Source organism: Streptomyces sp. NPDC025784, assembly GCF_055558435.1.
This window is the reverse complement of sequence record NZ_JBVHMN010000028.1, coordinates 67,514-94,017: the sequence shown is the minus strand read 5'-3', so window position 1 is coordinate 94,017 and position 26,504 is coordinate 67,514. Positions and strand designations below refer to the sequence as shown.

The 26,504-nt window shown below is 69.2% G+C and carries 29 protein-coding genes and 4 pseudogenes; 14 read left to right on the top strand and 19 right to left on the bottom strand.

The window, feature by feature from the left end:
* The first annotated feature begins 112 nt into the window (after positions 1–112).
* Both ACZ4IF_RS41340 and ACZ4IF_RS41335 read left to right on the top strand, forming a co-directional pair.
* The gene (locus tag ACZ4IF_RS41340; RefSeq protein ID WP_467573386.1) at positions 113–502 is read left to right on the top strand and encodes a hypothetical protein; all 390 of its coding nucleotides are present in this window, start codon (positions 113–115) and stop codon (positions 500–502) included.
* 359 nt (positions 503–861) lie between these two features.
* The gene (locus tag ACZ4IF_RS41335) at positions 862–1,758 is read left to right on the top strand and encodes a hypothetical protein (protein WP_467573384.1); all 897 of its coding nucleotides are present in this window, start codon (positions 862–864) and stop codon (positions 1,756–1,758) included.
* 122 nt (positions 1,759–1,880) lie between these two features.
* Here ACZ4IF_RS41335 and ACZ4IF_RS41330 read toward each other — a convergent pair whose 3' ends face one another.
* Both ACZ4IF_RS41330 and ACZ4IF_RS41325 read right to left on the bottom strand, forming a co-directional pair.
* A complete protein-coding gene (locus tag ACZ4IF_RS41330) occupies positions 1,881–2,300 on the bottom strand; it encodes an arsenate reductase ArsC (protein ID WP_359494553.1) in 420 nt (139 codons plus the stop codon).
* 54 nt (positions 2,301–2,354) lie between these two features.
* Positions 2,355–2,576, bottom strand: a complete 222-nt coding sequence (locus tag ACZ4IF_RS41325) for a low molecular weight phosphatase family protein (RefSeq protein WP_467573379.1) — start codon at positions 2,574–2,576, stop codon at positions 2,355–2,357.
* Positions 2,577–2,836: 260 nt separating this feature from the next.
* On the opposite strand from ACZ4IF_RS41325, the gene ACZ4IF_RS41320 reads away from it, so the two are divergent.
* The 4 genes from ACZ4IF_RS41320 to ACZ4IF_RS41305 all read left to right on the top strand — a co-directional run bounded on the left by ACZ4IF_RS41320 (position 2,837) and on the right by ACZ4IF_RS41305 (position 5,618).
* Positions 2,837–3,151 carry an ArsR/SmtB family transcription factor gene (locus ACZ4IF_RS41320; protein ID WP_467573377.1) on the top strand — a complete coding sequence of 105 codons (315 nt, stop codon included), beginning with the start codon at positions 2,837–2,839 and terminating at the stop codon, positions 3,149–3,151.
* Positions 3,152–3,209: 58 nt separating this feature from the next.
* A complete protein-coding gene (locus ACZ4IF_RS41315) occupies positions 3,210–3,998 on the top strand; it encodes an aquaporin (protein ID WP_467573375.1) in 789 nt (262 codons plus the stop codon).
* A 230-nt stretch (positions 3,999–4,228) separates the two neighbouring features.
* Complete coding sequence (locus tag ACZ4IF_RS41310; RefSeq protein ID WP_467573371.1) at positions 4,229–4,768, top strand: DinB family protein; 540 nt, start codon at positions 4,229–4,231, stop codon at positions 4,766–4,768.
* Between the two features lie 241 nt (positions 4,769–5,009).
* Entirely contained in the window at positions 5,010–5,618 is a 609-nt protein-coding gene (locus ACZ4IF_RS41305; protein ID WP_467573369.1) for a DUF5990 family protein, read from the top strand.
* Here the strand turns inward: ACZ4IF_RS41305 and ACZ4IF_RS41300 are convergent.
* A complete protein-coding gene (locus ACZ4IF_RS41300; protein WP_467573366.1) occupies positions 5,549–5,926 on the bottom strand; it encodes an ArsR/SmtB family transcription factor in 378 nt (125 codons plus the stop codon). The two genes, ACZ4IF_RS41305 and ACZ4IF_RS41300, sit on opposite strands and share 70 nt — an antisense overlap.
* Before the next feature lie 427 nt (positions 5,927–6,353).
* Between ACZ4IF_RS41300 and ACZ4IF_RS41295 the strand changes: the two genes are divergently transcribed.
* The 3 genes from ACZ4IF_RS41295 to ACZ4IF_RS41285 are packed head-to-tail and all read left to right on the top strand — an operon-like array spanning position 6,354 to position 9,469.
* A complete protein-coding gene (locus tag ACZ4IF_RS41295) occupies positions 6,354–7,721 on the top strand; it encodes an FAD-dependent oxidoreductase (protein WP_467573363.1) in 1,368 nt (455 codons plus the stop codon).
* A gap of 27 nt (positions 7,722–7,748) precedes the next feature.
* Entirely contained in the window at positions 7,749–8,207 is a 459-nt protein-coding gene (locus ACZ4IF_RS41290; protein ID WP_467573359.1) for an ArsI/CadI family heavy metal resistance metalloenzyme, read from the top strand.
* An 8-nt stretch (positions 8,208–8,215) separates the two neighbouring features.
* Positions 8,216–9,469 (top strand): MFS transporter, encoded by a 1,254-nt coding sequence (locus tag ACZ4IF_RS41285; RefSeq protein ID WP_467573356.1) that lies wholly within the window; start codon positions 8,216–8,218, stop codon positions 9,467–9,469.
* Positions 9,470–9,644: 175 nt separating this feature from the next.
* Here the strand turns inward: ACZ4IF_RS41285 and ACZ4IF_RS41280 are convergent, their stop codons facing one another.
* The 6 genes and pseudogenes from ACZ4IF_RS41280 to ACZ4IF_RS41255 all read right to left on the bottom strand — a co-directional run.
* Positions 9,645–10,223, bottom strand: a complete 579-nt coding sequence (locus tag ACZ4IF_RS41280) for a GNAT family N-acetyltransferase (protein WP_467573353.1) — start codon at positions 10,221–10,223, stop codon at positions 9,645–9,647.
* A 428-nt stretch (positions 10,224–10,651) separates the two neighbouring features.
* On the bottom strand, positions 10,652–10,888 hold the full coding sequence (locus tag ACZ4IF_RS41275; protein ID WP_467573476.1) for a nitroreductase family protein: 237 nt from the start codon (positions 10,886–10,888) through the stop codon (positions 10,652–10,654).
* On the bottom strand, positions 10,858–11,193 hold the full coding sequence (locus ACZ4IF_RS41270; RefSeq protein WP_467573350.1) for a nitroreductase family protein: 336 nt from the start codon (positions 11,191–11,193) through the stop codon (positions 10,858–10,860). Before ACZ4IF_RS41270 ends, ACZ4IF_RS41275 begins: the two co-directional genes overlap by 31 nt.
* Positions 11,190–11,510, bottom strand: a complete 321-nt coding sequence (locus ACZ4IF_RS41265; protein ID WP_359494582.1) for a DUF6092 family protein — start codon at positions 11,508–11,510, stop codon at positions 11,190–11,192. Before ACZ4IF_RS41265 ends, ACZ4IF_RS41270 begins: the two co-directional genes overlap by 4 nt.
* Before the next feature lie 433 nt (positions 11,511–11,943).
* Positions 11,944–12,438, bottom strand: a complete 495-nt coding sequence (locus ACZ4IF_RS41260; protein ID WP_467573347.1) for a DUF4232 domain-containing protein — start codon at positions 12,436–12,438, stop codon at positions 11,944–11,946.
* Between the two features lie 119 nt (positions 12,439–12,557).
* Positions 12,558–12,965, bottom strand: a pseudogene (locus ACZ4IF_RS41255) (RNA-guided endonuclease InsQ/TnpB family protein); the annotation flags it as partial.
* Between the two features lie 25 nt (positions 12,966–12,990).
* On the opposite strand from ACZ4IF_RS41255, the gene tnpA reads away from it, so the two are divergent.
* The gene (gene tnpA / locus ACZ4IF_RS41250; RefSeq protein ID WP_467573345.1) at positions 12,991–13,419 is read left to right on the top strand and encodes an IS200/IS605 family transposase; all 429 of its coding nucleotides are present in this window, start codon (positions 12,991–12,993) and stop codon (positions 13,417–13,419) included.
* A 100-nt stretch (positions 13,420–13,519) separates the two neighbouring features.
* On the opposite strand, the gene ACZ4IF_RS41245 is transcribed toward tnpA, so the two are convergent.
* Together ACZ4IF_RS41245 and ACZ4IF_RS41240 are read right to left on the bottom strand one after the other, a co-directional pair.
* Positions 13,520–13,681: a hypothetical protein gene (locus ACZ4IF_RS41245; RefSeq protein ID WP_467573342.1), complete on the bottom strand. Its 162-nt coding sequence runs from the start codon at positions 13,679–13,681 to the stop codon at positions 13,520–13,522.
* A complete protein-coding gene (locus tag ACZ4IF_RS41240; protein WP_467573340.1) occupies positions 13,678–14,355 on the bottom strand; it encodes an ArsR/SmtB family transcription factor in 678 nt (225 codons plus the stop codon). The genes ACZ4IF_RS41245 and ACZ4IF_RS41240 overlap by 4 nt, the downstream gene beginning before the upstream one ends.
* Positions 14,356–14,387: 32 nt before the next feature.
* Between ACZ4IF_RS41240 and ACZ4IF_RS41235 the strand changes: the two genes are divergently transcribed.
* Positions 14,388–15,836: an MBL fold metallo-hydrolase gene (locus ACZ4IF_RS41235; RefSeq protein ID WP_467573337.1), complete on the top strand. Its 1,449-nt coding sequence runs from the start codon at positions 14,388–14,390 to the stop codon at positions 15,834–15,836.
* On the top strand, positions 15,833–17,098 hold the full coding sequence (locus ACZ4IF_RS41230) for an MFS transporter (protein ID WP_467573334.1): 1,266 nt from the start codon (positions 15,833–15,835) through the stop codon (positions 17,096–17,098). The genes ACZ4IF_RS41235 and ACZ4IF_RS41230 overlap by 4 nt, the downstream gene beginning before the upstream one ends.
* Positions 17,099–17,413: 315 nt before the next feature.
* Here ACZ4IF_RS41230 and ACZ4IF_RS41225 read toward each other — a convergent pair whose 3' ends face one another.
* From ACZ4IF_RS41225 to ACZ4IF_RS41205, 5 genes are all read right to left on the bottom strand, one after another.
* Positions 17,414–18,598 carry a PP2C family protein-serine/threonine phosphatase gene (locus tag ACZ4IF_RS41225; RefSeq protein ID WP_467573330.1) on the bottom strand — a complete coding sequence of 395 codons (1,185 nt, stop codon included), beginning with the start codon at positions 18,596–18,598 and terminating at the stop codon, positions 17,414–17,416.
* Between the two features lie 756 nt (positions 18,599–19,354).
* Complete coding sequence (locus tag ACZ4IF_RS41220) at positions 19,355–20,263, bottom strand: alpha/beta hydrolase fold domain-containing protein (protein ID WP_467573327.1); 909 nt, start codon at positions 20,261–20,263, stop codon at positions 19,355–19,357.
* A gap of 389 nt (positions 20,264–20,652) precedes the next feature.
* Positions 20,653–21,126, bottom strand: a complete 474-nt coding sequence (locus ACZ4IF_RS41215) for a VOC family protein (RefSeq protein WP_467573324.1) — start codon at positions 21,124–21,126, stop codon at positions 20,653–20,655.
* Positions 21,127–21,544: 418 nt separating this feature from the next.
* Positions 21,545–21,739: a PspA/IM30 family protein gene (locus ACZ4IF_RS41210; protein ID WP_467573322.1), complete on the bottom strand. Its 195-nt coding sequence runs from the start codon at positions 21,737–21,739 to the stop codon at positions 21,545–21,547.
* A 253-nt stretch (positions 21,740–21,992) separates the two neighbouring features.
* Positions 21,993–22,871, bottom strand: a complete 879-nt coding sequence (locus ACZ4IF_RS41205; RefSeq protein ID WP_467573320.1) for a universal stress protein — start codon at positions 22,869–22,871, stop codon at positions 21,993–21,995.
* Between the two features lie 363 nt (positions 22,872–23,234).
* On the opposite strand from ACZ4IF_RS41205, the pseudogene ACZ4IF_RS41200 reads away from it, so the two are divergent.
* A pseudogene (locus tag ACZ4IF_RS41200) lies at positions 23,235–23,590 on the top strand (tetratricopeptide repeat protein); the annotation flags it as partial.
* Positions 23,591–24,018: 428 nt separating this feature from the next.
* Here ACZ4IF_RS41200 and ACZ4IF_RS41195 read toward each other — a convergent pair.
* Positions 24,019–24,503 (bottom strand): annotated as a pseudogene (locus ACZ4IF_RS41195) (phosphotransferase); the annotation flags it as partial.
* Between the two features lies 1 nt (position 24,504).
* Between ACZ4IF_RS41195 and ACZ4IF_RS41190 the strand changes: the two are divergent.
* Positions 24,505–24,713: pseudogene (locus ACZ4IF_RS41190) on the top strand (uracil-DNA glycosylase); the annotation flags it as partial.
* A gap of 82 nt (positions 24,714–24,795) precedes the next feature.
* Here ACZ4IF_RS41190 and ACZ4IF_RS41185 read toward each other — a convergent pair.
* Together ACZ4IF_RS41185 and ACZ4IF_RS41180 are read right to left on the bottom strand one after the other, a co-directional pair.
* The gene (locus ACZ4IF_RS41185) at positions 24,796–25,188 is read right to left on the bottom strand and encodes a hypothetical protein (protein WP_467573317.1); all 393 of its coding nucleotides are present in this window, start codon (positions 25,186–25,188) and stop codon (positions 24,796–24,798) included.
* A gap of 259 nt (positions 25,189–25,447) precedes the next feature.
* Positions 25,448–26,455 carry a transcriptional regulator TrmB gene (locus tag ACZ4IF_RS41180; protein ID WP_467573314.1) on the bottom strand — a complete coding sequence of 336 codons (1,008 nt, stop codon included), beginning with the start codon at positions 26,453–26,455 and terminating at the stop codon, positions 25,448–25,450.
* Positions 26,456–26,504 lie beyond the last annotated feature (49 nt).

Below are 26,504 nucleotides of genomic sequence, written 5' to 3'. Positions count from 1 at the left end.
TCCCGTGCGCGTCGCGGGCTGCGCGGCGGCGTCACCCAGCTCCTTCCGTCCCTCCCCGGCTGAGCCGGCCAGGGTAGTTCCCCGTTCGCGCGGAGACGGTCACACTGGGCGTATGGCGGAGATGGACCTCGAGTGGGACGCACGCATCCGGCACGCGCCGGAGGCTGATCGCCATTCCATGTGCGTCAACTCGTGGGTGCCGCCGGTCGAGGAGCTGCTGTGGCGCACGGCGCGAGCCAGCAGGCTCGTCCGGTTCTACCCGTTCTCCAGCCACAATTCCCTACGCCTCGCGACGAGTTCCGATTTTGCAACCGCCGAGAACTTGGGCCCTTGCATCGGGTACTGCTACGACGACTACGACAGCCTGGACCGCAGACCCGAGTACTGGGTCTGGGACATCTGGCCGCGGGACTGGTTGCGTAAGCCCGTCCTGCGGACATGCGACGTCCACGCTGCGGTGCGCGAGCTCGACCGGCTGACCGCGGACTTCGTGCCGGCATAGGTGCGCGTGTCTGCACCGCCGGCGCGGACGATCCCTGCCGAGGGCGCTCACGGCACGGAAGGGGCTGCTCGTAAGCACCGCACCCAAGCCCGCCTTTGCCTCGCCAGACCACGAGCAGACGTCTTCGCCGCAATGCTCCGCGTCAGCACGTCCTACGGCCGCCACCCCGCTTCCACCGGTTGACCAAACCCACAGGGCCCCCTGGGGGGTGGGCGAGCCCACCGCAAGGGCCCGGACGTCGACCGTTTGAAGCCGGAGCGGGCCGGAAGGGAGGGAAGCGCCGGAGAGAGTCCTACGAATGCCCTCAGAGGCCGTCGGCCCGGTTCTAGCATGGGGCCCGGGCTTCGGCAGGGGGACGTGTGAACGGCGCATACCAAGATGAACTTGCGGCATTTGCGGAGCAGCTGAGCGACTTGCACATAGCCGTGGGCCGCCCGAGTTACTCGGAGATCAGCAAACGCGCCGGGTCCGTCACGCTGTCAAAGTCCAGCGTCGGTGAGGTGCTGGACGGGAAGTGCCTGCCGAAGCGCGAGTTCTTGATCGCCTTGGTCCGCGTCCTGGTCGCCCACGGGGACAACAAGACACCGGAGGAGATCAGCCTCGACGATCCTCGCCTCGCCGCCTGGCCCGCGAAGTGGCATCGCCTGGCTCTCCTGGAGGCACAGCGCGGGCGTGTTCAGCGGGACGCCCCGTCGGCCAGCCCGAGCCTCGCGAGCCCGAGCATCGAGTATGAACGTCCGTCCCGTGAGGCCCCCACGCACGAGTTGGAGGCCGCGAAGGAGGGGCTCCAGGAGATTCTTGCCGACCTCAAGACGTACGAGGAGAACGCGCGCGATGAGTTCCGCGAGGCCCTTGACAAGAAGGCGCAGGTCGAAGCAGAGCTGCGCGAGCTGGAGGTCGAGCTCGGTCAGCAGCGCGCCGACCATGACGAATTGAAACGGAAGATTGCGGAACTGGAGCGGGACCGTATCCGCCTGGACCGGCAGGTGAGGGAGCTGCGACAGCGGCTCAACAAGATTCCGGCCGAGAGGCTGGCTCTTGTGGAAGAGCAGATGGAAATCCTCACCTGGCTGCACAGTGGGGCTTACGAATGGGCCCGCTTCGAGACGCAGAAGCGGGAGCGGGTCGAGGCGGAGCTGGACGACGTCCGCGGCACTCTGTCGAAGAAGATCAGCCGGCTCACCGATGAGCTGGCCGACAGCGCGCGGAAGCTTGCAGCGGCTGACCTGCTCATCCGGGAGCTCAGTCATCGCTGATGACCGACTGCGCTTCACTCTGGTGCCTCGGAAGGCGGGGCGGACTTGGAGGCGATTTGCCGAGGGGCATCAGTCCGTACCGGGCGGTTCGGCTCTCTGCGGTGGCGGTTGCCTGAGTGAGGTCACGCCTCCTGCTGGGCGTCGACCTCGGCGATCAGGGCCTCGATGCGCGTGCGGATCTCGTCGCGGATGGGGCGGACGGCTTCGACGCCCTTGCCGGCCGGGTCTTCCAGGGCCCAGTCCAGGTACTTCTTGCCGGGGAAGATCGGGCAGGCGTCGCCGCAGCCCATGGTGATGACGTAGTCGGACGCCTGCACGGCCTCGGTGGTCAGGATCTTCGGCTTGGCGTCGGAGATGTCGATGCCGACTTCCTCCATGGCCTCGACGGCGGCCGGGTTGACCTGGTCGCCCGGGATGGAGCCGGCGGAGCGGACCTCGATGCGGTCGCCCGCGAGGTGGCTGAGGAATCCGGCGGCCATCTGCGATCGGCCGGCGTTGTGGACGCAGACGAACAGCACGGAGGCGAGCGGGCTGGAGGACATCGGTTCTTCCTTCGTCGGTGGATCAAGCAGGTGGTGCGGGATCGGGTACGGGGCTCAGGTGCCGGGCAGGGAGACGAGCAGTTCGGCGATGTGCGCGTCGATCTCGTCGCGGATGCCGCGGACGACAGCGATCGGGGCGCGGTCGGGATCGGTGACGGGCCAGTCCAGGCAACGGCGGTCGGGCGGCACCGGGCATGCGTCCCCGCAGCCCACGGCGATGATGGTGTCGGCGGCCTGCACGACCTCGTCGGTCAGCGGCTTCGGGAACGCGTCCATGAGGTCCACCCCTGCCTCGCTCCGCACTTGCGCGACAAGGGGCTCGGCCTCGACACCCGGATGCGTACCAGAAACGGCCTCGGAAGCGTAGGGAGAGGCAGCCGATCCCGGCCGCGAGGCGGCCGCCGGGCAGGACAGGGGAGGGGATGCGGTCACGGGGAATCCCCTTAGGGGCATGGGTCCTGACGGGCGTCGGGACGCGGGTGCCATAGTTCACTCCAGGCTGGTATCAGCCTGGAGTGATGTGACAGTATCAGTCCATGCTGACGTCGGTCGACACTGATCTGATCCGGGTTCTCGCGGACCCGCTCCGCCTCCAGATCGTCACCCTGCTTGCCGAGGAGACGCTCTGCAGCACGCATCTGATCGAGGAGACGGGAGCCAAGCAGACCAACCTCTCCAACCATCTGAAGGTGCTGCGCGAGGCGGGAGTCGTGGACACCGAACCGTGCGGACGGTTCACCTACTACCGGCTCAGGCCCGAGGTCGTCGCCTCGCTCGCGGGTCAGTTCACCGATCTCGCGGAGGCCGCGCGTGCCACCGCCGAGAACAACGTCAAGCGTTCCTGCCCCTGAGCCCGGCGCCCGTCCGGCGCCGCGTCCCGTCGCCCTGTGCACGCACCGAGGAGTCCTGTTGAGCGCCACCGAGGCCACCGAGCACGGCAGTGCCGGCCAGCCCGCCACGGTCCCGGGCGATGAGCCGCAGCCTGCCCCGGGTGCCACCCCGCCCCGAACACCCCCGTTGCTCGCCAAGGCCGCGGCCGAGCTGGTCGGCACCGCCGCGCTCGTTGCCGTCGTGGTCGGCTCCGGAATACAGGCCACAGAGCTGACCAGGGACGTCGGCCTGCAACTGCTGGCCAACTCCACAGCCACCGTCTTCGGTCTCGGCGTCCTGATCGTCCTGCTCGGCCCGGTCTCAGGTGCGCACTTCAACCCGGCTGTCACCCTGGCGGAGTGGTGGACCGCCAAGCGGGGCGGCGCAGGCGTCACCCCGCGCGAGGTGGCCCTCTATGTCCCCTCGCAGATCGTCGGAGCGATCGCGGGCGCCGTTCTGGCCGACGCGATGTTCGGTGAGCCGCTGGTGAAATGGTCCACGCACGATCGGTCGGCCGGGCATCTGCTGCTCGGCGAGGTGGTCGCGACCGCCGGTCTGATCCTGCTGATCTTCGGCCTCGCTCGCGCCGACCGGCTGCGCTTCGCTCCCGTGGCGGTCGCTTCCTACATCGGTGCGGCCTACTGGTTCACGTCGTCCACGTCCTTCGCCAACCCTGCGGTGACCATCGGGAGGGCCTTCACCGACACGTTCGCGGGCATCGCCCCCGACTCGGTCGCGGGCTTCATCGGGATGCAGCTGATCGGCACCGTGATCGGGCTGGCGCTGGTGGCGCTGATCTTCATGCCGGGCCGGGAGCCCGCCGAGTGACGCACACGGCCCCGGTGGTGGTCATCGGCGGCGTGCACTCCAGGCTCGCCGCCGACTACTGCCTGCTCCGTACCGGCGTCGATTTCGTCATCGTCGACACTCAGGCCGTATGACTGAGGTATCCAGTCCTCGTCGGTCGTCGCGCTCGGTCCCGTCGTCATCCCTCGACCGGGGCACAACAGCGCCGGTAGACCTGTACCCAGGTACCGATTGAAGGGCAGGTGCGTCTCTTGGACGACGGAGCGGTTGATCGACAGGCGATCCACGAGGAGCTGGAGCGGGCCCGCACGACGTTCCACCGGCTCCTCGACGGCGCCACCGACGCAGACCTGCGTCAGCGCACCGAGGGCACCCGGTGGACCAACGGGCAGCTGCTGTTCCACATGCTCTTCGGCTACATCCTGATCCGGCCGCTGCTGGCGCTGCTGCGCGTGTTCGGACGGCTGCCGCCACGGGCGAGTCGGGTTTTCGCCGGAGGCCTGAACGCTGCGACCAGACCGTTCGATGCCATCAACTACCTGGGCCCGCTCGGCGGCGCCAGGGTCCTCGGCCGACGCCGGATGGGGACCCTGTTCGACCGTGTGATCGCGTGGCAGCACCGCCGTCTCGATGCCGAGCGGGAGTCCGACCTGGCACTTGCCATGCATTACCCGACCCGCTGGGATCCGTTCTTCCAGGACGTCATGACCATCGCGGATCTCTACCGATACCCGACCCAGCACTTCGACTTCCATCGTCGGCAACTCACCTTGACCGACGACCGCTGCTGAACACGCACGTCTCGCCTCGTGCGTCGTTCAACCCTGTGCGCGAGCTGCACCAGCCACCGCACGGAACCGCAATGGACCGGCCGACACCCCGACTTCACCTGCGAAGTCGTCTCCCGTAAACGCGCCGTGGCCCCGGGCCGCTCCGCCTTCGACCCCCTGCTGACAGACTCGGAACCTGCGTGACGGGCAGTGGAGACGAACCAGCCCGTCCGACCTGCGAGCATCAAGGACGGTGGAGGCCATGAGCGACCTGCGTATCCGCATTGACGCCATCGACCTACCAGGCCTCACCTGCCCGCCCGGAGCACCCGCCGACGGCAGCGCCCAGGCGTATCGCAACATCCACGTCGCCGTGCAGCGTCGGACCCGCCGCGACGAACTCCTCGAGCCCCAGCCCGGCAATGCCACGTCCGCGACCTGGACGCTGCCGTGCACCGTGGCCGCCGCGCCCACCGGTACGGACGTCAAGGGCCCCTACATCCAGGGCGGCCCCGGCGAACGGTTCATCTACCTGTCATGGGGCACCGTCGGCGAACCGGGCACCTTCACCATGTTCCGCCGCGCCAAGATCCTGCTCGGAGCCGTCCCCGCCGACGTACTGGACACCGCCGTACGCACCGGCCTGCTCGTAGGGCGCCTCGGCCTCACCGACGCGCACGGCTGCCCCCTGTGCGCACGCGTGGTTCCCCCGGCCATCACCTGGACCGCCGGACCCGCGGACCAGCGTGCGGTGTCACCTCAGGAGCAGACAGCCGGACGGCGTATGCCCGGGGAGCGCGGTCAGGCCGCGGCCGGGGCGATGGTCAGCAGCTTGCCCATCGCGGCCAGCACCGACGGCTCGACCCGGTAGTACACCCAGGTGCCGCGTCGCTCCGAGGTCAGCAACCCGGCGTCCTTGAGCTTTTTCAGGTGGTGGGAGACGGTCGGCTGGGAGACGCCGACGTCGGAGATGTCGCACACGCACGCCTCACCGCCCTCGTGCGAGGCGACCGCGGAGAACAGCCGCAGGCGCACCGGATCGCCCAAGGCCTTGAACATCCGCGCGGCCGTCTCGGCCTCCTCCGCGGTGAACGGGCGCTCGGTGAGCGGCGGGCAGCACGGCGCCACAGCACCGGAAGCCTCGGGCTCGAGCAGGGGGAGCACCTTCATGTTTGACATGCATCTATGTTGACACATGTCGAACCAAGCGGGCGCGTTCGAATGGTGCGCGGCCCGGCGGAGCCATGTCCAAGCCTGTCCTGGGCGGCCAGAAGTGCAGGATGCGGCCGAGAAGGCGCTGCCGGACGAAGCGTCTCACCGGCCTCCGACTCGCGAGCGGCACTCATGTCACCTGGGTCGGCTCGGCGGCAATCTGCGGCACGGAGTTGGCCGCCCCGGCAACGACGATCGGCTGACGGGCGAAGGGTGCCGCAGCTGGGCGCGGTCCGAGAGTGACCGAGTCCGGCCTGGCGCAGCCGACCACCACCACGTCGACGCACTCCACGGCCATCGCTGATTCGATGCATGTCTATGTTGACGTTCATCGATGCAGATGTCATGCTGGCCGCGCAAGCCATCGACAAATGTCGAAGCAAAGGGGAATCTCGTGAACGCGCCCACCGCCGACCAGCTGCCCGTCGTGGTCATCGGAGCCGGCCCCGTCGGCCTGGCCGCAGCCGCCCGTCTCGTCGAGCGCGGTCTCGAACCGCTGGTGCTGGAAGCCGGCCCGTCAGCGGGCACCGCCGTCCGCGACTGGGCGCATGTACGGCTGTTCTCCCCCTGGAGCGAGGTCACCGACCCCGCCGCCGAGAAGCTCCTCGCGCCGACCGGCTGGGTGCGCCCCGACGGCGCTGCCTATCCCACCGGCGGTGACTGGGCCGAGAGGTACCTGCAGCCGCTCGCCGACGTCCTCGGTGACCAGGTCCGCTACGGCGCCACCGTCACCGGCGTTGCCCGCGCCGGGCGCGACCGCATCGTCGACGCCGGCCGCGAGGAGCAGCCCTTGACCGTCCACCTTCAGTTCGCCGACGGTCACGAGGAGCGCGTCACCGCCCGTGCCGTCATCGACGCTTCCGGCACCTGGTCCATCCCCAGCCCGATGGGCGCCGACGGCCTGCCCGCCCTCGGAGAGAAGGCGGCCGCCGACCGCATCTCCTACCGCGTCCCCGACCTCACCGACCCGGCCGTACGCGCCCGGTACGCGGGCAAGCGCACCGCGGTCGTCGGCTCGGGCGCCTCGGCGTTCACGGCCCTCGCCTCCCTCGCCGAGCTGGCCAAGGAGGACGAAGGAACGCACGCCGTGTGGATCCTGCGCCGCAGCATCAGCACGAACACCTACGGCGGTGGAGAGGCCGACCAGCTCCCCGCCCGCGGCGCACTGGGCCTGCGGGCGAAGGCCGCCGTCGAGGCAGGCCACGCCGGCGCGGTCACCGGGTTCCGCACCGAGGCCGTCGAGCGCGACACCGACGGCCGCCTGATCCTGGTCGCCGAGGACGGCCGCCGCCTCGACCCCTTCGACGAGGCCATTGTCCTCACCGGCCTGCGCCCCGACCTCTCCTTCCTCTCCGAAGTCCGCCTCGGCCTCGACGACCGCCTCCAGGCCCCGACCGAACTGGCCCCGCTCATCGACCCCAACGTCCACTCCTGCGGCACCGTCTACCCGCACGGCGTGGGCGAGCTCTCCCACCCCGAGCAGGACATCTACCTGGTCGGCATGAAGTCCTACGGCCGCGCCCCCACGTTCCTCGCGATGACCGGTTTCGAGCAGGTCCGCTCCATCACCGCCGCCCTCGCCGGCGACCGCGAAGCCGCGGAACGCGTCGAGCTGACCCTCCCCGAGACCGGGGTATGCGGCGGCGCCGGCCTCTTCGACGACCCCGACGCCGCTCAGAGCGCTGAGGGAGGCGGGTGCTGCGCGGCCCCGGCCACCCTGCAGATCGGTGTCGGCGCTCCGGCCGGTTCCGGCGGCTGCTGAACCCGCATCCCATCAAGGAGGTTCGCCATGTCCCGCGTACAGCTCGCCCTCAGAGTCCCCGACCTCGACGCGTCCATCGCCTTCTACAGCAAGCTGTTCGGTACCGAGCCTGCCAAACTCCGTGACGGCTACGCCAACTTCGCCGTCGCCGAACCCCCGCTCAAGCTCGTCCTCGTCCAGGGCGCCGAGGGAGAGGACACCCGCATGGACCACCTCGGCGTCGAGGTGGAGACGACCGAGGCCGTCCATGAGGCCACCGCCCGCCTGAGCGAGGCCGGCCTTGCCACCGACGTCGAGAACGACACCACCTGCTGTTACGCCCTCCAGGACAAGGTCTGGGTCCACGGTCCGGGCAAGGAGCCCTGGGAGGTGTACGTCGTCAAGGCCGACGCCGACTCCCTGGCCAAGCAGCAGGGCAGCACCTGCTGCACCGGTTCCACCGTGGAAGACCCGAAGGAAGCGGCCGTCGCGGGCGGCTGCTGCTGACCCCGCCGATGACCGACCTCCACACCAGCGAGGCCGCGACCGGATCGGGGGACCGGTCGCGGCCTCGCGCAGTCCTGCCCGCGCTCTGCGCCACACAGATCACCTGCTGGGGCATCCTCTACTACGCGTTTCCTGTCCTGAACCCGCGGATCACCGCCGACACCGGATGGTCCGTCGGTGCGACAACGGCAGCCTTCTCCGCGGCACTGCTGGTCTCCGCCCTGGCCGGGATCAGCGTGGGGCGCATCATCGACCACCGCGGGCCGCGCACCGTGATGACGACCGGTTCGGCCCTCGGCGCGCTCAGCCTCCTGATCGTCGCCGAAGCACCCAACACCCCGGTCTTCACCGCCGGATGGCTGCTTGCCGGAGTGGCCATGGCATCCACCTTCTATCAGCCGGCCTTCGCCGCCCTGACCCGCTGGTGGGCACCGGACCACGTCCGCGCCCTGACAGTCGTCACGTTGGCCGGCGGACTCGCTTCCACCGTCTTCGCTCCGGTGACCGCAGCGCTGGCCGCGCACTTGTCCTGGCGCGCGACCTACCTCGTGCTGGCCGCCGTCCTGGCCGTCGTCTCCATCCCGGCGCATGCTCTCGCCCTGAAGGCGCCCTGGCCTCAAGCACCCCCGTTGCCCCCGCCAGAAGAACACGGTGCCGGACACGCAGAGCGCAGTTTCCCGTTCTGGCTGCTCGCCACAGCACTGACCCTCTCGGCGTTCGCCATGTACGCCGTCGTCGTCGCCCTGGTCCCGTTGCTCCTCGCCCGTGGATACTCGACCGCCCAGGCAGCCTGGGCGCTCGGCCTCGGCGGAGCCGGACAGACCCTGGGCCGCACCCTGTACGCGGCACTCGCTCGCCATACCCGGCCCACGGCGCGTACCGCCACGCTGATCGCACTCGGCGGCGCCACCACGGCAGCCCTCGCACTCATCACCGGCCCGTACCCGTTCCTGCTCGCGCTCTCGATCGCCGCGGGCATGGTCCGGGGCAACCTCACCCTGCTCCAGGCCACCGCGGTGACCGATCGATGGGGCACTGCCCACTACGGACGCCTGACCGGACTTCTCGCCGCTCCCGCAATGACGGCCGCCGCGTCGGCTCCGTTCGCAGGAGCGGCGCTCGCCACGCCCATGGGCGGCTATCCGCAGATGTTCGGCATGCTGGCGGGCCTCTCCGTCCTGGCCGCCGTCATCGCCCTCGGCACGACCGTCCGATCAGGCCACGGCAGCGCCCGCCGCGCTGATGTGAGACTCAAGTCGTGATCAGAGCCGGCCGCCGAGATCGGTCAGCCCGCTGCGCACCCGCGGCTCAACGGAGGGATGGGGACGGACCGAAGGCCCGTACGCCAACTCCTACATGTCCACGCGTCAAAGCGTGGGCGCGGTGGCCGAGGAGGCGAAGGTCGACGATCCAGTACCGGGTGCCGGGCGACGGAACTCAGTGGGTGGGAACCGGCTCGGACGACGGCTGCCATTCCCGCCTGATCAGCCCGTAGACCCACGAGTCGGAGACCTCGCCGTTGACGATGCAGTCTTCCCGCAAAGTCCCTTCGCGCATGAAGCCGAGTTTCTCCAACACCCGGGCGGAAGCCACGTTGCGTGTGTCGGCCTCAGCCTGGACGCGATTGAGGTCCAGCGTGTCGAACGCCCACCGCAGCAGAGCGTGCGCGGCTTCGGTCGCGTAGCCGTGGCCCCAGGCTGAGTCGCGGAAGCAGTAGCCCAGTGAGGCGCTGCGGTAGTCCGGATTCCACGAGTTGAGGGTGCACCAGCCGATGAACGCCCCGTCGGAGACACGATCTACGGCCAGCCGTGCCCCGGTGCCCTGCTGCGCCATCTCCCGGCAAGCCGTGATGAACTTCTCGGCGCGCACGTGTTCGCTCCACGGTGGCGCGTCCCAGTAGCGCAGCACGTAGGCGCTGCTGTGCAGTGCGAAGAGGTCGTCCGCATCCGCGTCTTCGAAGGCACGCAGTCGAAGGCGCGCTGTGTGCAACGAGGGGGTGGGCAGCGACGTCCCCATGTTCCCTCCCCTGATCGGCGACCGGTCAATCAGACATCCGATGCGGGTCACTCGCAACGCGTTTTCTCGGCGGGCCGGCACGACGACGTATCCGCTTTCGGGGTCGATGCCGGGCCGGTGGGCCCGGTCAGTGTGCGGCAGCCGTCCTGGTGAGGGCGGCTGCCGCTGTCTCGATGTCGGCCGTCGTGGTCCAGCGGCCCAGCGACAGCCTCAGCGCTCCGAGTGCGCGGGCCGAGTCGCGGGAGGAATTGTCAAGCCTTGTGGATGCCCTGGGCGCCCGGATACCGGCATAGCGGGCCGGTCGGGCGACGCGGCGTGGCCTGCCCGGTCATGCCGCCTGCATCCGGTCGCGTTCGAACAGCAGCCCGTACTCGAAGCGGGCTCCGGCGCGGACCATGTCATGAACTACCAGGATCCCAGCGGACAGGTCAGCCGCGGTCCCACTGGATGACGTCTTCCCAGCTGGTCACGTTCCGGCGGCGCATGGGCGGTGGTTGCTCGGCAGCGGAGTGGCCGAGGCAGATGATCAGCTCGGGAGGGACCGGATCGGGGAGGCCGAGCAGGGTGGCGACCGCGACCCTGCTGAACGAGGTGACCGGCCTGGAGCCCCGGCCGATGGCGTGTGCCGCGAGCATCATGGTCGCGGCGGCGGTGCCGGCGTCGATGTAGGGCCGGGGTTGGTCAGTGCGAAGCCGTAGGCTTTGACCTTCGCCCAGTCGACGCAGACCACGATCGCAGCCGTAGGACGTGGCAGCACCTCCGGCGAGACCATGCGCAGCGCGCGCAGTAGCGCGGGACGGGTGACGGCGACGTACCGGTGCAGGCGGCGGTTTTCGGCATGCGGGGCGTACCGGGCGCCGTCGAGTACCGTCGCCACGTCCTCCCGCGTGATCGGGGCCGGGGTCAGGGCGCGGATCACACGGTGGGTACGGATCGTTTGGAAGACGGCATTGTCCACGGCGCCGCTCACGGGGCCCCGTCCAGATTCAGACGGGTCACCAGGTGGGTGGCCAGTTCCCGGCACAGGCCATCGATCCGCTGGGCGTAGCCGTCCGGGTCGCCGGCCTGGACGGTTGTTTCGCCGATCTGCTTTCGAATGTCCTCCAGTAGTGGCCGCAGCCAGGCACCTGCCTGCGGGCCGGTCATCTCCGCCAGCCGGCCCGCTGCGGTGAGCAGCCGCATGGGCGCGTACTCCGCGGCCTCGTCCAGCTGGGTCCGGGCGGCGGTCACCAGGTAGGCGAGGAGTTCGACCGCGTCGTCCTCGGCGAGCACCAGAACCACCGGCACGGGGGACTCCGGAGGCGTCACAGATGCCGAAGGCGTCAAAGACACGGTCGTCAGCATTCCGCCGGAGCACCGGCACCGCCTTTTGGGCGCTCGTTGAGGCGGCGGTCGCGTCGGCACGGCCAAGAGAGGCAGTCCCTGGAGCGGCACCGCGGCGTCGGCGCCGGGGTGCCGTCCGGCGGCCCGTTGCCGCAGGTGAAGGGGCTGTACGTGTCGGCCCCGAGACGCGACCAGTCTCGCCTTTGCTGCCGAGTGCGCGCAAGGACCTCGGAGGGCGATGCGCGCAGAGCTGGTGCCCTGCGTGCTTCCGCGCTCCTGTGCCGGCGGCAATGGCAGGGCGACCGGGGCGGAGGCAGGCGAGGCGGCGCTCAGGAGCATGCGATCCCGTCGGCGGCGATCGTGGCGCCGGGCCGCCGCCCATCGACGCTGCCTCAGATCATCCGGCGACCTGGACAGGACTGGTCTCAAACGCTCCGCAGATCAGCAGCTGGTAAGGGAGGAGCACCTGCTGGAAGCTGGCCGGCGGATAGATGCCGATGTAGTCGGGGAGTGGCCGACAAGCCGGGGCGACTGCCGCGTTGTTGGTGCGTATCGTCGCGCTGACCGTCTGGCCGGGGTCTACGGTCACTGTGGTCGCGGGGGAGCTGCTGTGCGTTGCTGGGCTACCGATCTGTTGGTGGCCGGCGTCCAGGACGCTCACGCCGGGGTATCCACGTAGGCTGCAGACGCGCGTGGAGGTGTTGGTGAAGTTCACGGGGATGAAGATGGATCCGGCGGCGTACTCCTCCTGGCCGAGAGACAAGCGCAAGTCGGCGGCCGTGCAGATCGGGGTGAGGGGTGCGGCTTGTGGGGAGTGGGTTACGCCGACCGCGGTGGCAGCGGTAAGGAGTGCGGCGGCGGTCAGTGCGGCTGTTCTCGTCCTGGGGATCATGGTGGGCCTCCGTTGGCTGGACAGCCGCCGGTGTGGCGCCTGCCACAGCTTCCAGGTTGCGGCTGCTCGCGCGTGGGCGCAGCTCGGGTCTGGAATGGCGATCACTCGGTGTCTGGGTTGGGCTGGTGAGCCCCCCCGCCCGGCGTGATCTTCCATCCGGCGTCCGCGGTGAACCGTACGGCCTGCCGGTTGTCCTTGCGGGACTTGAACCGGGGCGGCCCCATCGTGGGGCGCTTGCCCCCCAGGCCGTCGAAGAAGTTCCGGTACGCGGTGTCCAGGTCGCGAAGGGACTGCTGGAGGATCACCGACGAGACCTCGCCGAGCCACGTCCGCTGCGGCGTCTTCTTCGACGCGGTGAGCCGCTTGGACAGCTCGCCGGAGGTGACGAACGACAGTCCGGGGGAGCGGGCGTCCTCACGGACGCGCAACGCGTCGTTGAAGACCACCCTCACGCACCCGAACGTCCTGGCCAGCGCCGAGCGCTGCGAACCGTTCGGGTACAGGCGGAACCCGTACCTGAGCTGCACAGCGATCACCCTACATACGTGGTTGATGTCACCACGCTGGAACCCAGACCCCGCTGTGCGCACCGGCCGCCACGTCATCCACAACCTTCACGTCCACTTGGTTTTCGCCACGAAGTACCGGCGCGGAGCCATGACCGACGAGATCCTGACGCGCTGCGAAGAGATCATGCGGCAGGTCTGCTCCGACCTCGAGGCCGAGCTGAAGCAGTTCAACGGCGAGGCCGATCACGTCCACCTGCTCGTGCACTACCCGCCGAAGGTCCAGCTCTCCAAGCTGGTCAACTCCCTCAAGAGCGTCTCCGCCCGGCTGATCCGCAAGGAGTACGACAGCCACATCCGCCGGCACCTGTGGGGCGGACGCTTCTGGTCCGGTTCGTACTTCGCCGGAAGCTGCTGCGGGGCGCCCCAGACCGTCGTGAAGCAGTACATCGAGAACCAGAAACGCCCCACGTGACGGGCTGAGGTGAACACTGCGGACCCGTGCCCACGTGCGAGTCAGAGCAGTTCTGAGATGACCTTCACCCCCGGCGCAAACGCCGGAGCACTCGCCAAGATCAAAGGTAGAGGTGGTTGCTGGAGGGGTTGCCGAAGAAGTCGGTCAGGTGTGGCACCATCGCCTCGCCCACCCGCGGATCCACGGGCGTAGTGGCGTTGTAGTCCAGGTAGACCGGCCCGCCGGACAGCCCCGGATGCGCGGGCAGCAGGCCGTCGGTCATGCCATATCCCCGGCGTCGACGGGGAGTTCGGCCAGGCGCCACTCCAGCATGCCGTCGTCGAGGCGGATCGCGCGGCGGCCGCGATCGGCCAGCAGTCGTACGGCGTCGTAGGCGAGTACGCAGTATTCGCCGCGGCAGTACACGACGATCTCCGTCTCCTCGGGCAACTCGGTGATCCGGTCGGCCAGTTCGTCGATCGGGATGGAGCGCGCTCCGGGGATGTGGCCGGCGAGGTATTCCTCGACCGGTCGCACGTCCAGCACCACCACGTCCCCCGCCGCCACGCGGGCGCGCAGCTCCTCGCGGCCGATCTCCGCCGCCCCGTCCTCACCGAGGTAGGCGTTCCGGGCCGCGGGTACGGCGGCCTGGTGGGTTTCGGCGACCTTGCGCAGGAGCGCGAACAGCTGGGCCACGTCGTGGCCGGCGAGCCGGTAGTGGATGCGCACGCCCTCGCGCCGGGTGGCGACGAACCCGGCCTGCTTGAGGGTCTGCAGATGTGCTGACGCCGTCGTCAGGTTCAGCCCCGCCGCCTTGGCCAGGGCGTCGACGGTCCGCTCGCCCTGGGCGAGCAGATCGAGCAGTTCCAGCCGCTTTCCGCTGGCGAGCGCCTTGCCGCTGGTCGCGAACGCGTCGTACAGCTGGGTCTTTGTTCCGGTCGTGAGGGTTCCCGCCATGCCATCCTCCATAAATCCATGGAATAGTGTAGATGAAAGTGGAGGTGGTCACCACACACTTCCGCCGCGCCGATCGCTGCCGTTCCCTGCTGGATCCTGGAGGAAGTGCCGTGGGCTTCGCCGACGACCACCTGATACCGCTGGTCGACCACGGGCTGGGCAACAGCGCCTACCTCGTCGACCTGGGTGACGGCCGCGCCCTGGCCGTCGACGCCAGCCGCGACCTGCGGACCCTGAACGCCGCCGCCGAGGGGCGCGGCCTGCGGGTCGCATACGCCGCTGACACCCATCTGCATGCCGACTTCCTCTCCGGCGCCCTTCAGCTCGGCCATGACCACCGGGCCACGGTCCTGGCCTCCGCCGCCGGCCGCCGTGCGTTCGAGCACCGGGGGCTGGCCGAGGGCGATGAGGTGGATCTGGGCGGCCTGACCCTGCGCGCCCTGGCCACGCCCGGCCACACCGACGAGCACTTGTCCTTCCTGCTGCTGGACGGCTCCCGCGAACTCGGCGTCTTCACCGGCGGCTCACTGATCGTGAACTCGGCCGCCCGCACCGACCTCCTCGGCGCCGAGCGGACCGAGGAACTCGCCCGCGCCCAGTACCGCTCGCTGCAGCGCCTGGCCGCACTGCGCGAGGAGACCGCCGTGTGGCCCACTCACGGAGCGGGCTCGTTCTGCTCGGCCCCGCCGGGCACCGAGCGCACCACCACCATCGGCGCCCAGAAGCAGGCCAACCCGCTGCTGTCCGCACCTGACGAGGACGCCTTCGTGCGACGCCTGGTGGCGAGCCTGGGCTCCTACCCCGCCTACTTCGACCGCCTGGCCGAGGCCAACCGGCGCGGCCCTGCCGTCCTGACCGCCGTCCCACCGCTGCCTGCCCTCGACGCGGGGCAGGTCGGTGTCCTGCTCGCCCACGGCGGCCACGTCGTCGACGTGCGTCCCGCAGCCGATTACGCGGCCGGCCACATCCCTGGCGCGCTCTCCATCCCGCTGCGCGATCAGTTCGCCACCTGGCTGGGGTGGCTGCTGCCCGACGACGCACCCCTGGCATTCGTCACCGGCGAGAACCAGGACCTGAGCGAGATCGTCTGGCAGGCGTACAAGATCGGGTACGAGCGGCTGGCCGGTCGCCTCGTCGGCGGGATGTCCGCATGGCTCGCCGGTGGCCGCGCTCAGGTCGCCACCTCGTTCGTCGCTGCCGAGCAGGCGCCGACGGGTCCCTACCTCGACGTGCGGCAGGAAGCCGAGTACGCGGCCGGGCACGTCACAGGCGCCCTCCACATCGAACTCGGCACCCTGCTCGCTCACGCCGACCGGGTGCCCGACGGAGCGGTCGTGGCGTGTGGGCACGGCGAGCGCGCGATGACCGCCGCCAGCCTTCTGGAACGCTCCGGTCGTGCCCATCTGACGGTTCTCGACGGCGGTCCCGCCGAGTACGCCGCCGCGCACGCCCAGCACCTTGCCGAAGGCGGCAGCAGGTGAGCCCGACCACGACCGCCGCCGCGGCAGCCAGGCCTGTACAGCTCGGGCTGCGCGAGAACTGGCTGCAGTTCACTCTGCTCGTCATCGTCAACATCTGCGTGGGCGCCCTGGTCGGCCTGGAACGCACCACCGTGCCGCTGATCGGCACGCACACCTTCGGGCTGACCAGCGACCTGGCCGTCTTCTCCTTCATCATCGCCTTCGGCCTCACCAAGGCGCTGACCAACCTGGCCGCCGGGGCACTGACAGCGCGCTATCGCCGCAAGCAGTTGCTGGTCACCGGATGGCTCATCGGCATTCCCGTCCCCTTCGCGCTCGCCTGGGCTCCGTCGTGGGGGTGGATCGTCGCCGCCAACGTGCTGCTCGGCGTCAACCAGGGGCTGACCTGGTCGATGACCGTCAACATGAAGATCGATCTCGTCGGCCCGGCCCGCCGGGGCCTTGCCACCGGCCTGAACGAGGCCGCGGGATATACCGCCGTCGGTGCCACCGCCCTGCTCACCGGCTACCTCGCCACCGCCTACGGACTGCGCCCCACACCCGAGTTGATCGGGGTCGTCTTCGTCGCCGCCGGACTCGCCCTCTCCCTGATCGTGCGGGACACCGCCGCCCACGTCGCCCTCGAACTGGCCCAGCACACCAAGCCTCTGCCCGCCGGTGAGAACACGCTGGCCGCCACGTTCGCCCGGACCTCCTGGCGCAACCGCTCACTACGCGGCGCCAGCCAGGCCGGCCTGGTCAACAACCTCAATGACGGCCTCACCTGGGGCGTCTTCCCGCTGCTGTTCACCGACCACGGACTGGGGCTTGCCGCCGTCGGCCTCATCAAGGGTCTGTACCCCATCCTGTGGGGCATCGGACAGATCCCCACCGGCCATCTTGCCGACCGCATCGGCCGCAAACCCCTCATCGTCACCGGCATGCTCGTCCAGGCCGGAGGCTTCGTCCTCGCCCTCGCTCTGCTGGAGCGCCCCCTGCTCGCGGGCATCCTGTCCGCCGTCGCCCTCGGCCTGGGCACCGCCATGGTCTACCCCGCCCTCATCGCCTCGGTCTCCGACCACGCCCACCCCGCCTGGCGGGCCAATGCCCTGGGCACCTACCGCTTCTGGCGCGACATCGGCTACGCCGCGGGCGCCCTGATCGCCGGCATTCTCGCCGACGCCTTCGGCCTGAACGCCACCGTCATCGCCGCCGCCGCCCTCACCGCCGCCTCCGGCCTGCTCGCCGCCCGCTGGATCACCGAGCACCACCCGGGCCGCTGAGCACCACCAGACGGTGCGTACGAGCGCACCGGGACGCTCGAAGTGACGGATGTTGGGGGTGGACGGATGCGGCCGTGCCTTTCGGCGGCGGCATCCCGTCATCCGCCGACCGGATCGATGACGCGCGGCCGCATGATCGTGTCTCCATCCCTTGGCGGAACGCGTCCAGTGGGGGCCCGGCACGTGGCCGCACAAGGCGACGGCGAGGGAGTCCCGGTCGCCGTAACCACAGCATCCCGGCCGCAGCCCCACTGTGCGTGCTCGCTCCGCCAGACGGATGAGATCGGTTGCAGCCCCAACACGCAGGGCTCCTTCCTACATCTGGGATTGATCCTGAGTTTTGGCACCACCGTTGGCGACGCGGCCGGTTTGTTCGCCAACCCGGTCGATGAGGATCATCGCCACATCGTCCGCCAAGCGGCCCTCGGTGTGATGGAGCAATTGCTGGTGCAGGCATTCCAGGAAGTCCTGAGGAGTGACGGCATGCATCCCTTTCATGGCGTCCGGCAGTGCGAAGAAGCTGTCGTCGCGATTGCGGGCCTCGATCACACCGTCGGTGTAGAGCAGCAGACGGTCACCGGGCAGGAACGGATAGCTCTCGGACGTAACGGGAGAGTCGGTGATGAGGTCCTGTAGACCGAAGGGTGGCAGTGGGCAGGTGGGCACCAGTTCATGAATCTGGCCCTGGCGCAGGATCAGGGGAGGCGGGTGGCCGCGGTTGACCAGCTGTACCACGGGTTCGTCGGGCGGCACTTGGGCCATGAGGGCGGTGGTGAACCCCTCCATCAGGGCTTCCTGATCGAACGCACCTGGCACGGCGGCCTCGCGTTGCAGGGCAGCCGCGCAGTGGTTCATGACCTCCACCGGGTCATGCTCGTAATGCGCGGCCTCTCGGAAAGCGCCCAGCACCACCGCGACCGCGTGCATGGCTCTCAGCCCCTTGCCCCGTACGTCGCCCACGATGATCCGGACGCCGTACCGGGTCTGAACGGCCTCGTACAGGTCACCCCCGACCTGTGCTCCCGTCCCGGCCGCCAGACACAGGCTTGCTGCGCGTACCGGGCCCAGTTGTGCGGGGACGGGCCTCAGAATGACCTCCTGCGCCGCCACCGCGATCCGGCGGACCTGGTCCAGTTCGATTTTCCTGCGGGTGGCGATGGCCCCGCTGGTCATGACGCTGGCCACCGACACCACCAAGATGGCGAGGAGGTTGGTGTAGACCTGCTGGCTGCCCCATGCGTGGTTGTGGGTGGCGGTGGTCACGCTGACGGCCAGAGCGAGGCAGGCCGCCGAGAGGGTTCCCTTGGGGCCCATCGTCACCGCGGCCAGCGCCGGTGTCGCGGTCAGTACAGGGCCGGTGTACAGAAAGTGCGCCGGCGAGAGCTCAATCCCCAGAACGACCAGAGCAAGCGCAAAGGGTATGGACCGCGCGACCGCCCAGAGAACGCTGTTCCGGCCGTCCGCTCCCGACCGAGGAGATGAGCGGAAGAGTGACCGCATGTATTCAGCCTGCCTCGGTGCAGCTCAATGCTCCACAGCGCGTTGCCCGCGTGGCTTGTCCGGCAGGCTGGAGTCCATCGGCACGCAGTGTGATGGCGCGGACGCGAATTCGCTCGAGGTCAAGGGTGGGCGAGGTGGACCGCATACGCGGTACGGGCCAGGAGCGCGGTGTGCTGCGTGGCCACGGGCAGGCTGTGGCTGCGCCGGGAGGAGTCGTGAGCATGCGAGTCACCGCGGTCCGCTCACGCACCGGGGAGCTGTGGACGCTCCTACCGTTGGTCCCGCAGACGTCCTGTGCTGCGGATCGTCCACGGAAATAGGTTCGCCACCTGGACCTGAGGGTGGAGCTCGTGCCCGCACCGGGACCGGCACCCGAGGGGCTCGCCGCGCTTCACGCCTCCCTCGACGGTCTGCTCGGCCGGCCCGCCTTGCCGCACTGGGCGGACGAGTACTACGCGCGCGGCCATCGGTCGACAGGGGCTCACGCCCGCAGCACCGGCACAGTTCGCCAGACCGCACAGCACGCTTCGGACGAGACGCCACGTGCGCGGAACGTACGGCGACAGGGCGGACCCAGCAGCGATCAACGCCGGGACTGCACAACAACCCACGTGAGTCAGCCGATCGGCACCACGAGTCGTCGCACCGCTCCGTACATTTGCCCGAAGCCCAGACGACGTGCACCTGTCGCACAAGCCGCGACCACGTCAGGCTTCGGGTCGGTCAGGGGTACCGGCATCCCTCAGCCGCGTCGCCTCAGCGATCGCGGGCGAAAGCCTCCTTCAACGCGTCGACGACGTGGGTGATCGCCCCGTGAGGTGCTCGCGCCGACGGCAGGGCAAGGTCCTTCACGCCTCTGCCACAGCGCACAGCGGAGACAACTACCCCCGCAGAGCCCAACTTGGCCGCGTAAGCCTGCCCCGCGTCCTGCAAGACATCGGAGTCCGCGGTGACGACGAGTGCCGGGGGCAGACCTGACAGCCGCTGCCCGTTCGCGTGCAGCACTTCGAAGATCTCCGCATCGGACGTGACCTGATCCCTGGCCTGCCTGGTGATGGTCCGTTTCCCAGAGATCACACAGGAGGAAGCAGCTCCCTCGTGCACCAGGGGGTACAGCAGAACCTGCAGAGCAAACGAAGCCGCGCCCCGATCCTTGGCCAACAGCGTCAACGCCGCGCTCATGTTGCCTCCCGCCGAGTGGCCGACGACGGCCAGCCGGGCGGGATCCATGCCGTGCCCGACCCCATGCTCTGTCACCCATCTGGCCACTGCGCAGCATTGCTCCAACGCGATGCCATAGCTCGCTTTGGTCGCCAGCGTGTACTCGGGGTACAGAACGGCAGCCTGCGCGCCCACCGCCAGCTCACGTATCAACCGGTCGTGTCCACCCTTGCCGTAGATCCCCCGGCCGCCGTCATGGAGGTAAAGGACTGCGGGAAGAGGCCTGGACACCCCCTTGGGGCGTACCATGCGTACCGCGACGCTGCCCTTGCGGCCGCCGAAGATCGCAGCCCACCGCTCCTCCACGTCGAGCTGCGTCACGTCAAATAGCGCGGGCACCCTGCTGCCCATGCCGGACGTCCAGTCGTCGGATGACGGCAGAAGAGCGATTTCCTCCGTCGGCTCGCCAGCCAGACCCTCCGACGTAGAGACATGATCAGGCATCACATACTCCTTGACGACGTACCTCACTGGGCACTGTCGATTTACCGCTGATGCCCCTGACTGATCGTCAAGGTCCTGCAGCAGTACAGACTTGATTGCGATGGAACCTTCGCGGAGCCGTCCGTGCATCGGTCATGTGACTGAGGTTTGGGCTCCACGGCCACGGTGCCCCGGTCATCTGCAGCGCGCGGTCGTGATCGTCGCTTCGTCGACACGCCTTTGTGTCAGCTCAGAGCCCCACGCGAGGGCATGTGCGATTCAGCCTGGGCGCGGGACGACGACGTTTGATCGTGGCAGCCTGCGAAGACCATTCACGTGACTGCCGACTGCGTCCACTGCACCGGTGACGCCAGACCGGCACCGGTGCAGTGCTTGATCGTGTGCACTCCTCAGCGTCCGGGGAGGCGGGTCTTGATTTCCTGGAGGATCCAGCCATTGCCGTCGGGGTCGTTGAAGGTGAGGTAGCTGGCGTAGGAGGTGCGCTCGGGGTGGAGTCCATGGAGGCGCTTTTGGCCTTCGTCGTGGTGGGTGACGTCGCCGGCGTGGTGGCCGTGGTGGAGGAGGCCGCCGGCGTCGTGGAAGACGTCGCTGACCTGGATCCCGCGGTTCGTGAGCTCGGCGTGGGCTTCGGCGATGTCGGACACGATGAGGTAGAGGCCCTGGGCGGATCCGGGGACGGCGGTGGTCATGCCGTTGCCGAAGATGATCGAGCACTCCGAGCCGCTGGGGGTGAGGTGGACGGCGCGGAAGTCGTCGGTGGCGGTGTAGTCGACGTCCAGGCGGAAGCCCAGCTGCTCGTAGAAGGCCTTGGCCCGGTCCACGTCGGAGACGGGCAGCACGATCATTTCGAGTTTCAGGTCCATGGGGGGTGTCCTTGATTTCTGGTGTGGGGGGCGCCGACCGGGTCGGCTCGGTTGTCTGCGGCAGTGGCCGGATCGGCGGTGTCCGCAGTCCCGGAGGCCGTGACGGCAGGTGTCCGGGGTGGGGGTGGATCGTCCCTGGGGCTCGATCCATGACAGGAAACCTACGCCACGTTTAGAACGTGCACAAGGTAAATGGGCGAAAGTGAAATGTGACAAAAGATACGCAAGAGGATCGCGGCAGGCAGCATGCGGATCCGACAGGTGAACGTGTCGGATCGAGTGCCGGGATGCTGCGACGATGGCCGCTCCGGCTCCGGAAGGCGGTGAACCCTGTCGCGCGGCCTCCAAGACCGTCATGGGGGAGGGCCGCCCAACGGTTCAGCCGATCCCTGTGCAGCGCATGCGCATGGCCGGCTGCTCATCCAGAAGGCGGGCTGCGCGGCGGCCTGCGCCCCTTGGATGCATCCGCCGCCGCTCGAAGGCCCTTCTGCAGCATCTCCAGCTGCTGCTCGTAGGAGTAGTCCAGCACTTCACGCGGATCCTCTGCGCGGTCCAGCACCTTGTTGGCCTTGATCCGGAACAGTGCGGCGATACGGTGAGTGATGCTGCTCATGACGACCCGTCCGGGACGAATCGAGAGACCGTTCGGGCCGTTTGCGGACACGTGCGCGTCGACGTCTGCCGCCGCAGGCCACAGCCCCGATCATGGCTCTTCCATTGTCCGGGCACGCCCCCGGCCCGGCAGCTCGGCCCGCTCCAGACCGGTGCCTGCCACAACGATGTCCCCGGCCGTAGCCGCGCTGTGAGGGGCCGGATGTCACGCAAAGTGTCGGCGAGAACGTAGAGGGGCGTCTGCCCGGCGTGGGTCAGTCCTTACCCCGGACCACGGTGACAGGGCAGTGCGCATGGTGCAGCAGGGCCTGGCTGACCGAGCCGAGCAACAGGCCCGTGAAACCGCCGCGTCCACGTGCACCGGCCACGACCACTTGTGCGTCACGGCTGGCCTCGAGCAGGGCCGGGCGGATCCGGGAGCGCACCAGGCGTCGCTCGACAGCAACCCCGGGACAGCGCTTCTCCCATTCAGACAGCGTCTCGTCGAGCAGCCGCTGCTCCTCCTCACGGAGCCGCTCGATGTCGACCACCATATTGAGAGGGTCGCCGGGCCCCTCGTAGGCCCGTTCGCTCCAGGTGTTCCATACGTGCACGGCCAGCAGGCCCGCGCCGCGCAGTGAGGCTTCGGAGAAGGCGAACTCGATGGCTGCTTCGCCCGCCGGTGAACCGTCGACCGTCAGGAGCACGGGACCGGCAGGGTTCGGAGTGCCGCGTACCACCAGCACCGGGCAGCGGCCGTGTGCGGCCAGATGCACGGCGGTGGATCCGAGCAGCAGGCTGCCGAACGCACCCAGTCCGCGGCTGCCGACCACGACGAGCGAGGCGGTGCGCGACTCGATCTCCAGCACCATCAGCGGCTCACCGACGGTGACCTCGCGGATGATCTCCACGTGCGGCTCGGCCTGGCGCGCTCGCTGTTCGGCCTTGATCAGTGTGCCGTCCACCAGCTCGCGCACACCCGCCACGGCCGGGTTCCACGGGGGCCCACCGGGCGGTACATGGATCGACGGCCACCCAAAAGCGTGCACCAGCCGCAGCCCCGTGCCGCGCAGTGCAGCTTCCCGCGCTGCGGCTTCCACCGCGTCCAGGCTGGACGGGGAACCGTCCACACCCACCACGACCGGATCAGTCATGCTGCACCTCCCCGTCGAGCAGCGTGCGCTGCTCGCACGTCCTGCTCCACCCAGCGTCCGCCAACCTGTCGCGCATCGCATCGGGCCAGGCGGGCCAAGCCACGTGCTCCGCGCGGCCCCGCCCGACTGGCCCACACCCTTCCCGGTCACGGCGCCGACCGGGCCCTGATGGACGCAGCCCTCACCTCCGACTTCGACCAGACCGGTCCTGCGCATTGCGCCTGCGTGGCTCGGTGCCCTCACGCTGGCCGCTGCCGCACTGTTCCACCGCGCCATCGCATCCTCCGCCAGCGGGATCCGGGGACCTGCAAACGTGCGCACGACCCGGGGCGGCTTGCAACATCCGGCGTCGACAGGACCCAACTGCGCCTGTGTGAGGTCATCGAGGCGATCGGCTGCACCTACGAGGCTCTGGCGAAGGACATTCGGCGTCTCACGGCCGAGGACGGCGAGATCCTCCAGTCCAACAAGCCGGCCGTCTCCCATTGGGCTGACGGCGGCATACGTCGGCCGACCGGGACCGGCCAGTACCCCCTGAGGTGCTTTCCCGCCGGACAGGCCGCCCCATCACTCTGGACGAGATCGGCCTTCAAGCACCCGAAACTGCGGTGGCGCAGGAGCCCGATCCGGTACTGACCGCCACCCATATGGGCCGTGCCGACGTCGAGTGCCGCCGCTTCCTCGTCGTGGCTGCCATCACTGCGGCAGGCGTGGCCATGCGAATCCGACGCCGGGGCGGCGGCCGCGTGCTGCCGCCCCGGCCCGGCGGTCAGGCTTCGCGGGGCCGGAACTGCACAAGGTACTTCTCGACCCAGTGGCCGGCGCCCTCCTCCTGCGACAGACGCGTCGCCTCGGCACGCCCGGCACTCGTGGGGAGGCCACCCACCGCCGCACTCCCCACAGCAACCACGATGCGATCTGGGCCCGCAAGTGACATCTCGCTGCCACGATCTATGTCTGGGCCGAGGCCACCAGCAGCGAGGCCCGCCTGCACCCGGACATCCGGCAAACCCCCGGCCCCTCCACCGCCATGCAACGCACTCGGACCATGGCTCAGCGCCCTTCAGCAGGCTCGATGCACTAGAAACGCACTCGACCGGTGCAGCCTCGACCCCATCGCGCAGATCGAGTGAGCGGCGCTCCGTGTCTACATCAGACAGTCTGTCAGAACGCGATCGAGCGCTGCCCGGCCGGCGGGTCCCCATGTCGGCTTGTCGCCAGGAAGGCCCCGATCTCCGTTCTGGCCCATCAGCATGAGGAACAGGCATTTCATAGCAGCCGGCCCGCGGGCACGCCGGATCGTCGCCTCGTCCGCATGCGCGTACACGTCGAAGAACCGTGAGGCGGCGCCCGAGGGAGGGAGCACCCATGCGGCCGCGCGGTCCCACGCCGGATCGCCGGCGAACATGGCGTCGAAATCGATCACGCCCGCGAGCGTCCCGTCCGAGACGACGACATTCGCGGGATGGAGGTCACCGTGCAGCCATACCGGTGGGCCTCCCACTCGGGGGCCGCTACGGCATCGTCCCAGACGGCCCGGACGTCGGCAGCGATGTCGCCAGGGTCAACGGCTTGCAGGAACTTCTCGAAGCCGTCCGCGTACTCCTTGGGGTGACCGCCGCGGTCCGAACTGGCCAATCGGACCGTGCGGATCTTCACCGGCGACCCGTCCGGCGACGCGCCGTACGCCGCCCTCTACGACGTCGGGCCCGCCTCCCAGCCGACCCCCACCCACCGCGGCGACGGTCTGGAACTGTACGGGGGCGGATCACGGTACCGGTGCGCTTCGCCCCACCCGACAACCGGCCCACCACCACCGAGCGCGACACCTGCTGCCCGTGGCCGGCGCTGGACACCTTGACAGACCATCCGGTCGCCAAGCTCGAGAATCGCGTGCGTGGTGGACACCACCGTCCAGACCCGCTCACGCAACGTAACGAGGGGCCTCCGGATTCTTGATCCGTCTGTCGTGCGTGCTTCTGGGCCGGTGTCCTGTCCGTGGGCGGGTCGTCTCGCTCGCCGATAACTCAGTGTGGATGCTCGGTCGTATCTCCACGATGGCGTCGGCGTCCTTGTCGTCGCTCTCCGTTTCGCGCCAGAGGAGGACGCGCACGGATTTCGCCTGGTGAAGCCCGGCCGCCTTCCACTCGGTCATCAGGGCGGTGATGACGAGGGAGAGGGCGTACTGAGGGTTCTCGCTCGAAGCTTCGGCGGTGATCGTGCCTCGCCATCGTTCGGGGTCGGTGCCGTAGGGGCGCCATCCCTGTGAGCCGTGCGGCTCGTCCACCCGGTACGCCCAGTTGGTCTCGATGCCCATGGCACGATCCTGTCACCAAGGGGTCCCACGCGCCGTGTCGGATCGACGCCTGCCGAGCGCGGTCGGACCGGGTACGACATGGCCCGGACCTCATCGAGCGCGAGGACGGTGGCTTCGTCGTCATGGGGAAGCTCGCCTTTGGACTCAGCCTCGGCGAGGGCATTGCGCTGCTGTCTTGGCTGAAGGTGTCCGTGCCCGGGAGGACAGGGTGTCCTCGTAATCGATCGATGTGACGCGCCCGCCACTGGCGGTATCACCGTCACGTCTGCTTCGGTGCCGGTGGCTCCGCCCACCCGTGGCGGACGGCGTGGCCGCCGAGCTGCATGCGAGTGCGGACTCCGGCTATGTCCATGAGGTGGCGCAGGCGTCGGTGCAGTGTGCGGGGTGACAGACCGAGCTGTGTCGCGGTCGTCGGGTCGGTTACGCCGGCCAGCAGGAGCGCGAGGATCCTTCGGTCGAGGTCGGTCGGGCCCTCCGTCCCGAGCTCGACAGCCCGTTCGGCTTCTTCCCCGGTGACTGACAGCTCCAGCGGGTGGGCGGTGCGCCATACCGTCTCGAACAGCGCGTCCATCGCGTCCAGCAGGCCGCTGCGGTGCAGCAGCACCGCGCCGGGCTCTCCGGTCGGCGTGGTCGCGAGCGGGACGAGGCCGAGTTCGGCGTCGGCCAGCATGAGTTTCATGGGCAGCTGGTCAGCGACACGCAGGTGCACGCCGTTGCGCAGGGAATCGATCGCGTCGTTGACGATGCCCGGCTCCGCCAGCACGGCCCGGTCCAGTACCGCCCGGAAGTGCACGCCCCGGCCGATGGCCATGGGTTCGGCCGTGTTCTCGTCGGGAGGCAGGGCGACGAACGGTGCGGTGATGAAGGTGCGGACCTGTGTGCGGGCCGCCTGTTGTACCTGGAGATAGCGATGTCGGATGGCGTCGACGCCCGTGACGACCTCGATCAGATCGACGATGCTGCTTCCGGTCATCGCCGCCCGGTGTTCCTCGGCGAAGGTCACCAGGGCATGCTCAGCCGCGCGCAACCCGTCCCGGCGCTGACTGATGAGAGCGCCGAGCGCCATGGCCGGCGGCGCGGCGGTGAACTGCTCGTCCGCCGACCTGATCACCAGTCCCCACCCGACCAGTCGGGACAAGGCCTTGTCGACCTGAGTCTGCGCCATGACGAGCAGATCCGACAGCAGCATCACGGTGGAGCTTGGCCGTCCGATCAGCGCTCGGTAGACGCGCTCGTCATCGGGTTCGAGGCCCAGAACATCCAGCATCGGCGACCGACTCTCTTCCGCTTTCCGCAGCGGGGGGAGTATGCACCAT

Coding starts and splice junctions, on each gene's coding strand:
- ACZ4IF_RS41225 (WP_467573330.1), bottom strand. CDS start 18,598: ATGCGGTCACTCTTCCGCTCATCTCCTCGGTCGGGAGCGGACGGCCGG.
- ACZ4IF_RS41305 (WP_467573369.1), top strand. CDS start 5,010: ATGAGCGACCTGCGTATCCGCATTGACGCCATCGACCTACCAGGCCTC.
- ACZ4IF_RS41340 (WP_467573386.1), top strand. CDS start 113: ATGGCGGAGATGGACCTCGAGTGGGACGCACGCATCCGGCACGCGCCG.
- ACZ4IF_RS41285 (WP_467573356.1), top strand. CDS start 8,216: ATGACCGACCTCCACACCAGCGAGGCCGCGACCGGATCGGGGGACCGG.
- ACZ4IF_RS41180 (WP_467573314.1), bottom strand. CDS start 26,455: ATGCTGGATGTTCTGGGCCTCGAACCCGATGACGAGCGCGTCTACCGA.
- ACZ4IF_RS41300 (WP_467573366.1), bottom strand. CDS start 5,926: ATGTCAAACATGAAGGTGCTCCCCCTGCTCGAGCCCGAGGCTTCCGGT.
- ACZ4IF_RS41280 (WP_467573353.1), bottom strand. CDS start 10,223: ATGGGGACGTCGCTGCCCACCCCCTCGTTGCACACAGCGCGCCTTCGA.
- ACZ4IF_RS41325 (WP_467573379.1), bottom strand. CDS start 2,576: ATGGACGCGTTCCCGAAGCCGCTGACCGACGAGGTCGTGCAGGCCGCC.
- ACZ4IF_RS41210 (WP_467573322.1), bottom strand. CDS start 21,739: ATGAGCAGCATCACTCACCGTATCGCCGCACTGTTCCGGATCAAGGCC.
- ACZ4IF_RS41235 (WP_467573337.1), top strand. CDS start 14,388: ATGAAAGTGGAGGTGGTCACCACACACTTCCGCCGCGCCGATCGCTGC.
- ACZ4IF_RS41215 (WP_467573324.1), bottom strand. CDS start 21,126: ATGGACCTGAAACTCGAAATGATCGTGCTGCCCGTCTCCGACGTGGAC.
- ACZ4IF_RS41205 (WP_467573320.1), bottom strand. CDS start 22,871: ATGACTGATCCGGTCGTGGTGGGTGTGGACGGTTCCCCGTCCAGCCTG.
- ACZ4IF_RS41245 (WP_467573342.1), bottom strand. CDS start 13,681: ATGACCGACGGCCTGCTGCCCGCGCATCCGGGGCTGTCCGGCGGGCCG.
- tnpA (WP_467573345.1), top strand. CDS start 12,991: ATGTCACCACGCTGGAACCCAGACCCCGCTGTGCGCACCGGCCGCCAC.
- ACZ4IF_RS41185 (WP_467573317.1), bottom strand. CDS start 25,188: ATGGGCATCGAGACCAACTGGGCGTACCGGGTGGACGAGCCGCACGGC.
- ACZ4IF_RS41240 (WP_467573340.1), bottom strand. CDS start 14,355: ATGGCGGGAACCCTCACGACCGGAACAAAGACCCAGCTGTACGACGCG.
- ACZ4IF_RS41260 (WP_467573347.1), bottom strand. CDS start 12,438: ATGATCCCCAGGACGAGAACAGCCGCACTGACCGCCGCCGCACTCCTT.
- ACZ4IF_RS41290 (WP_467573359.1), top strand. CDS start 7,749: ATGTCCCGCGTACAGCTCGCCCTCAGAGTCCCCGACCTCGACGCGTCC.
- ACZ4IF_RS41330 (WP_359494553.1), bottom strand. CDS start 2,300: ATGTCCTCCAGCCCGCTCGCCTCCGTGCTGTTCGTCTGCGTCCACAAC.
- ACZ4IF_RS41320 (WP_467573377.1), top strand. CDS start 2,837: ATGCTGACGTCGGTCGACACTGATCTGATCCGGGTTCTCGCGGACCCG.
- ACZ4IF_RS41220 (WP_467573327.1), bottom strand. CDS start 20,263: ATGCCTGATCATGTCTCTACGTCGGAGGGTCTGGCTGGCGAGCCGACG.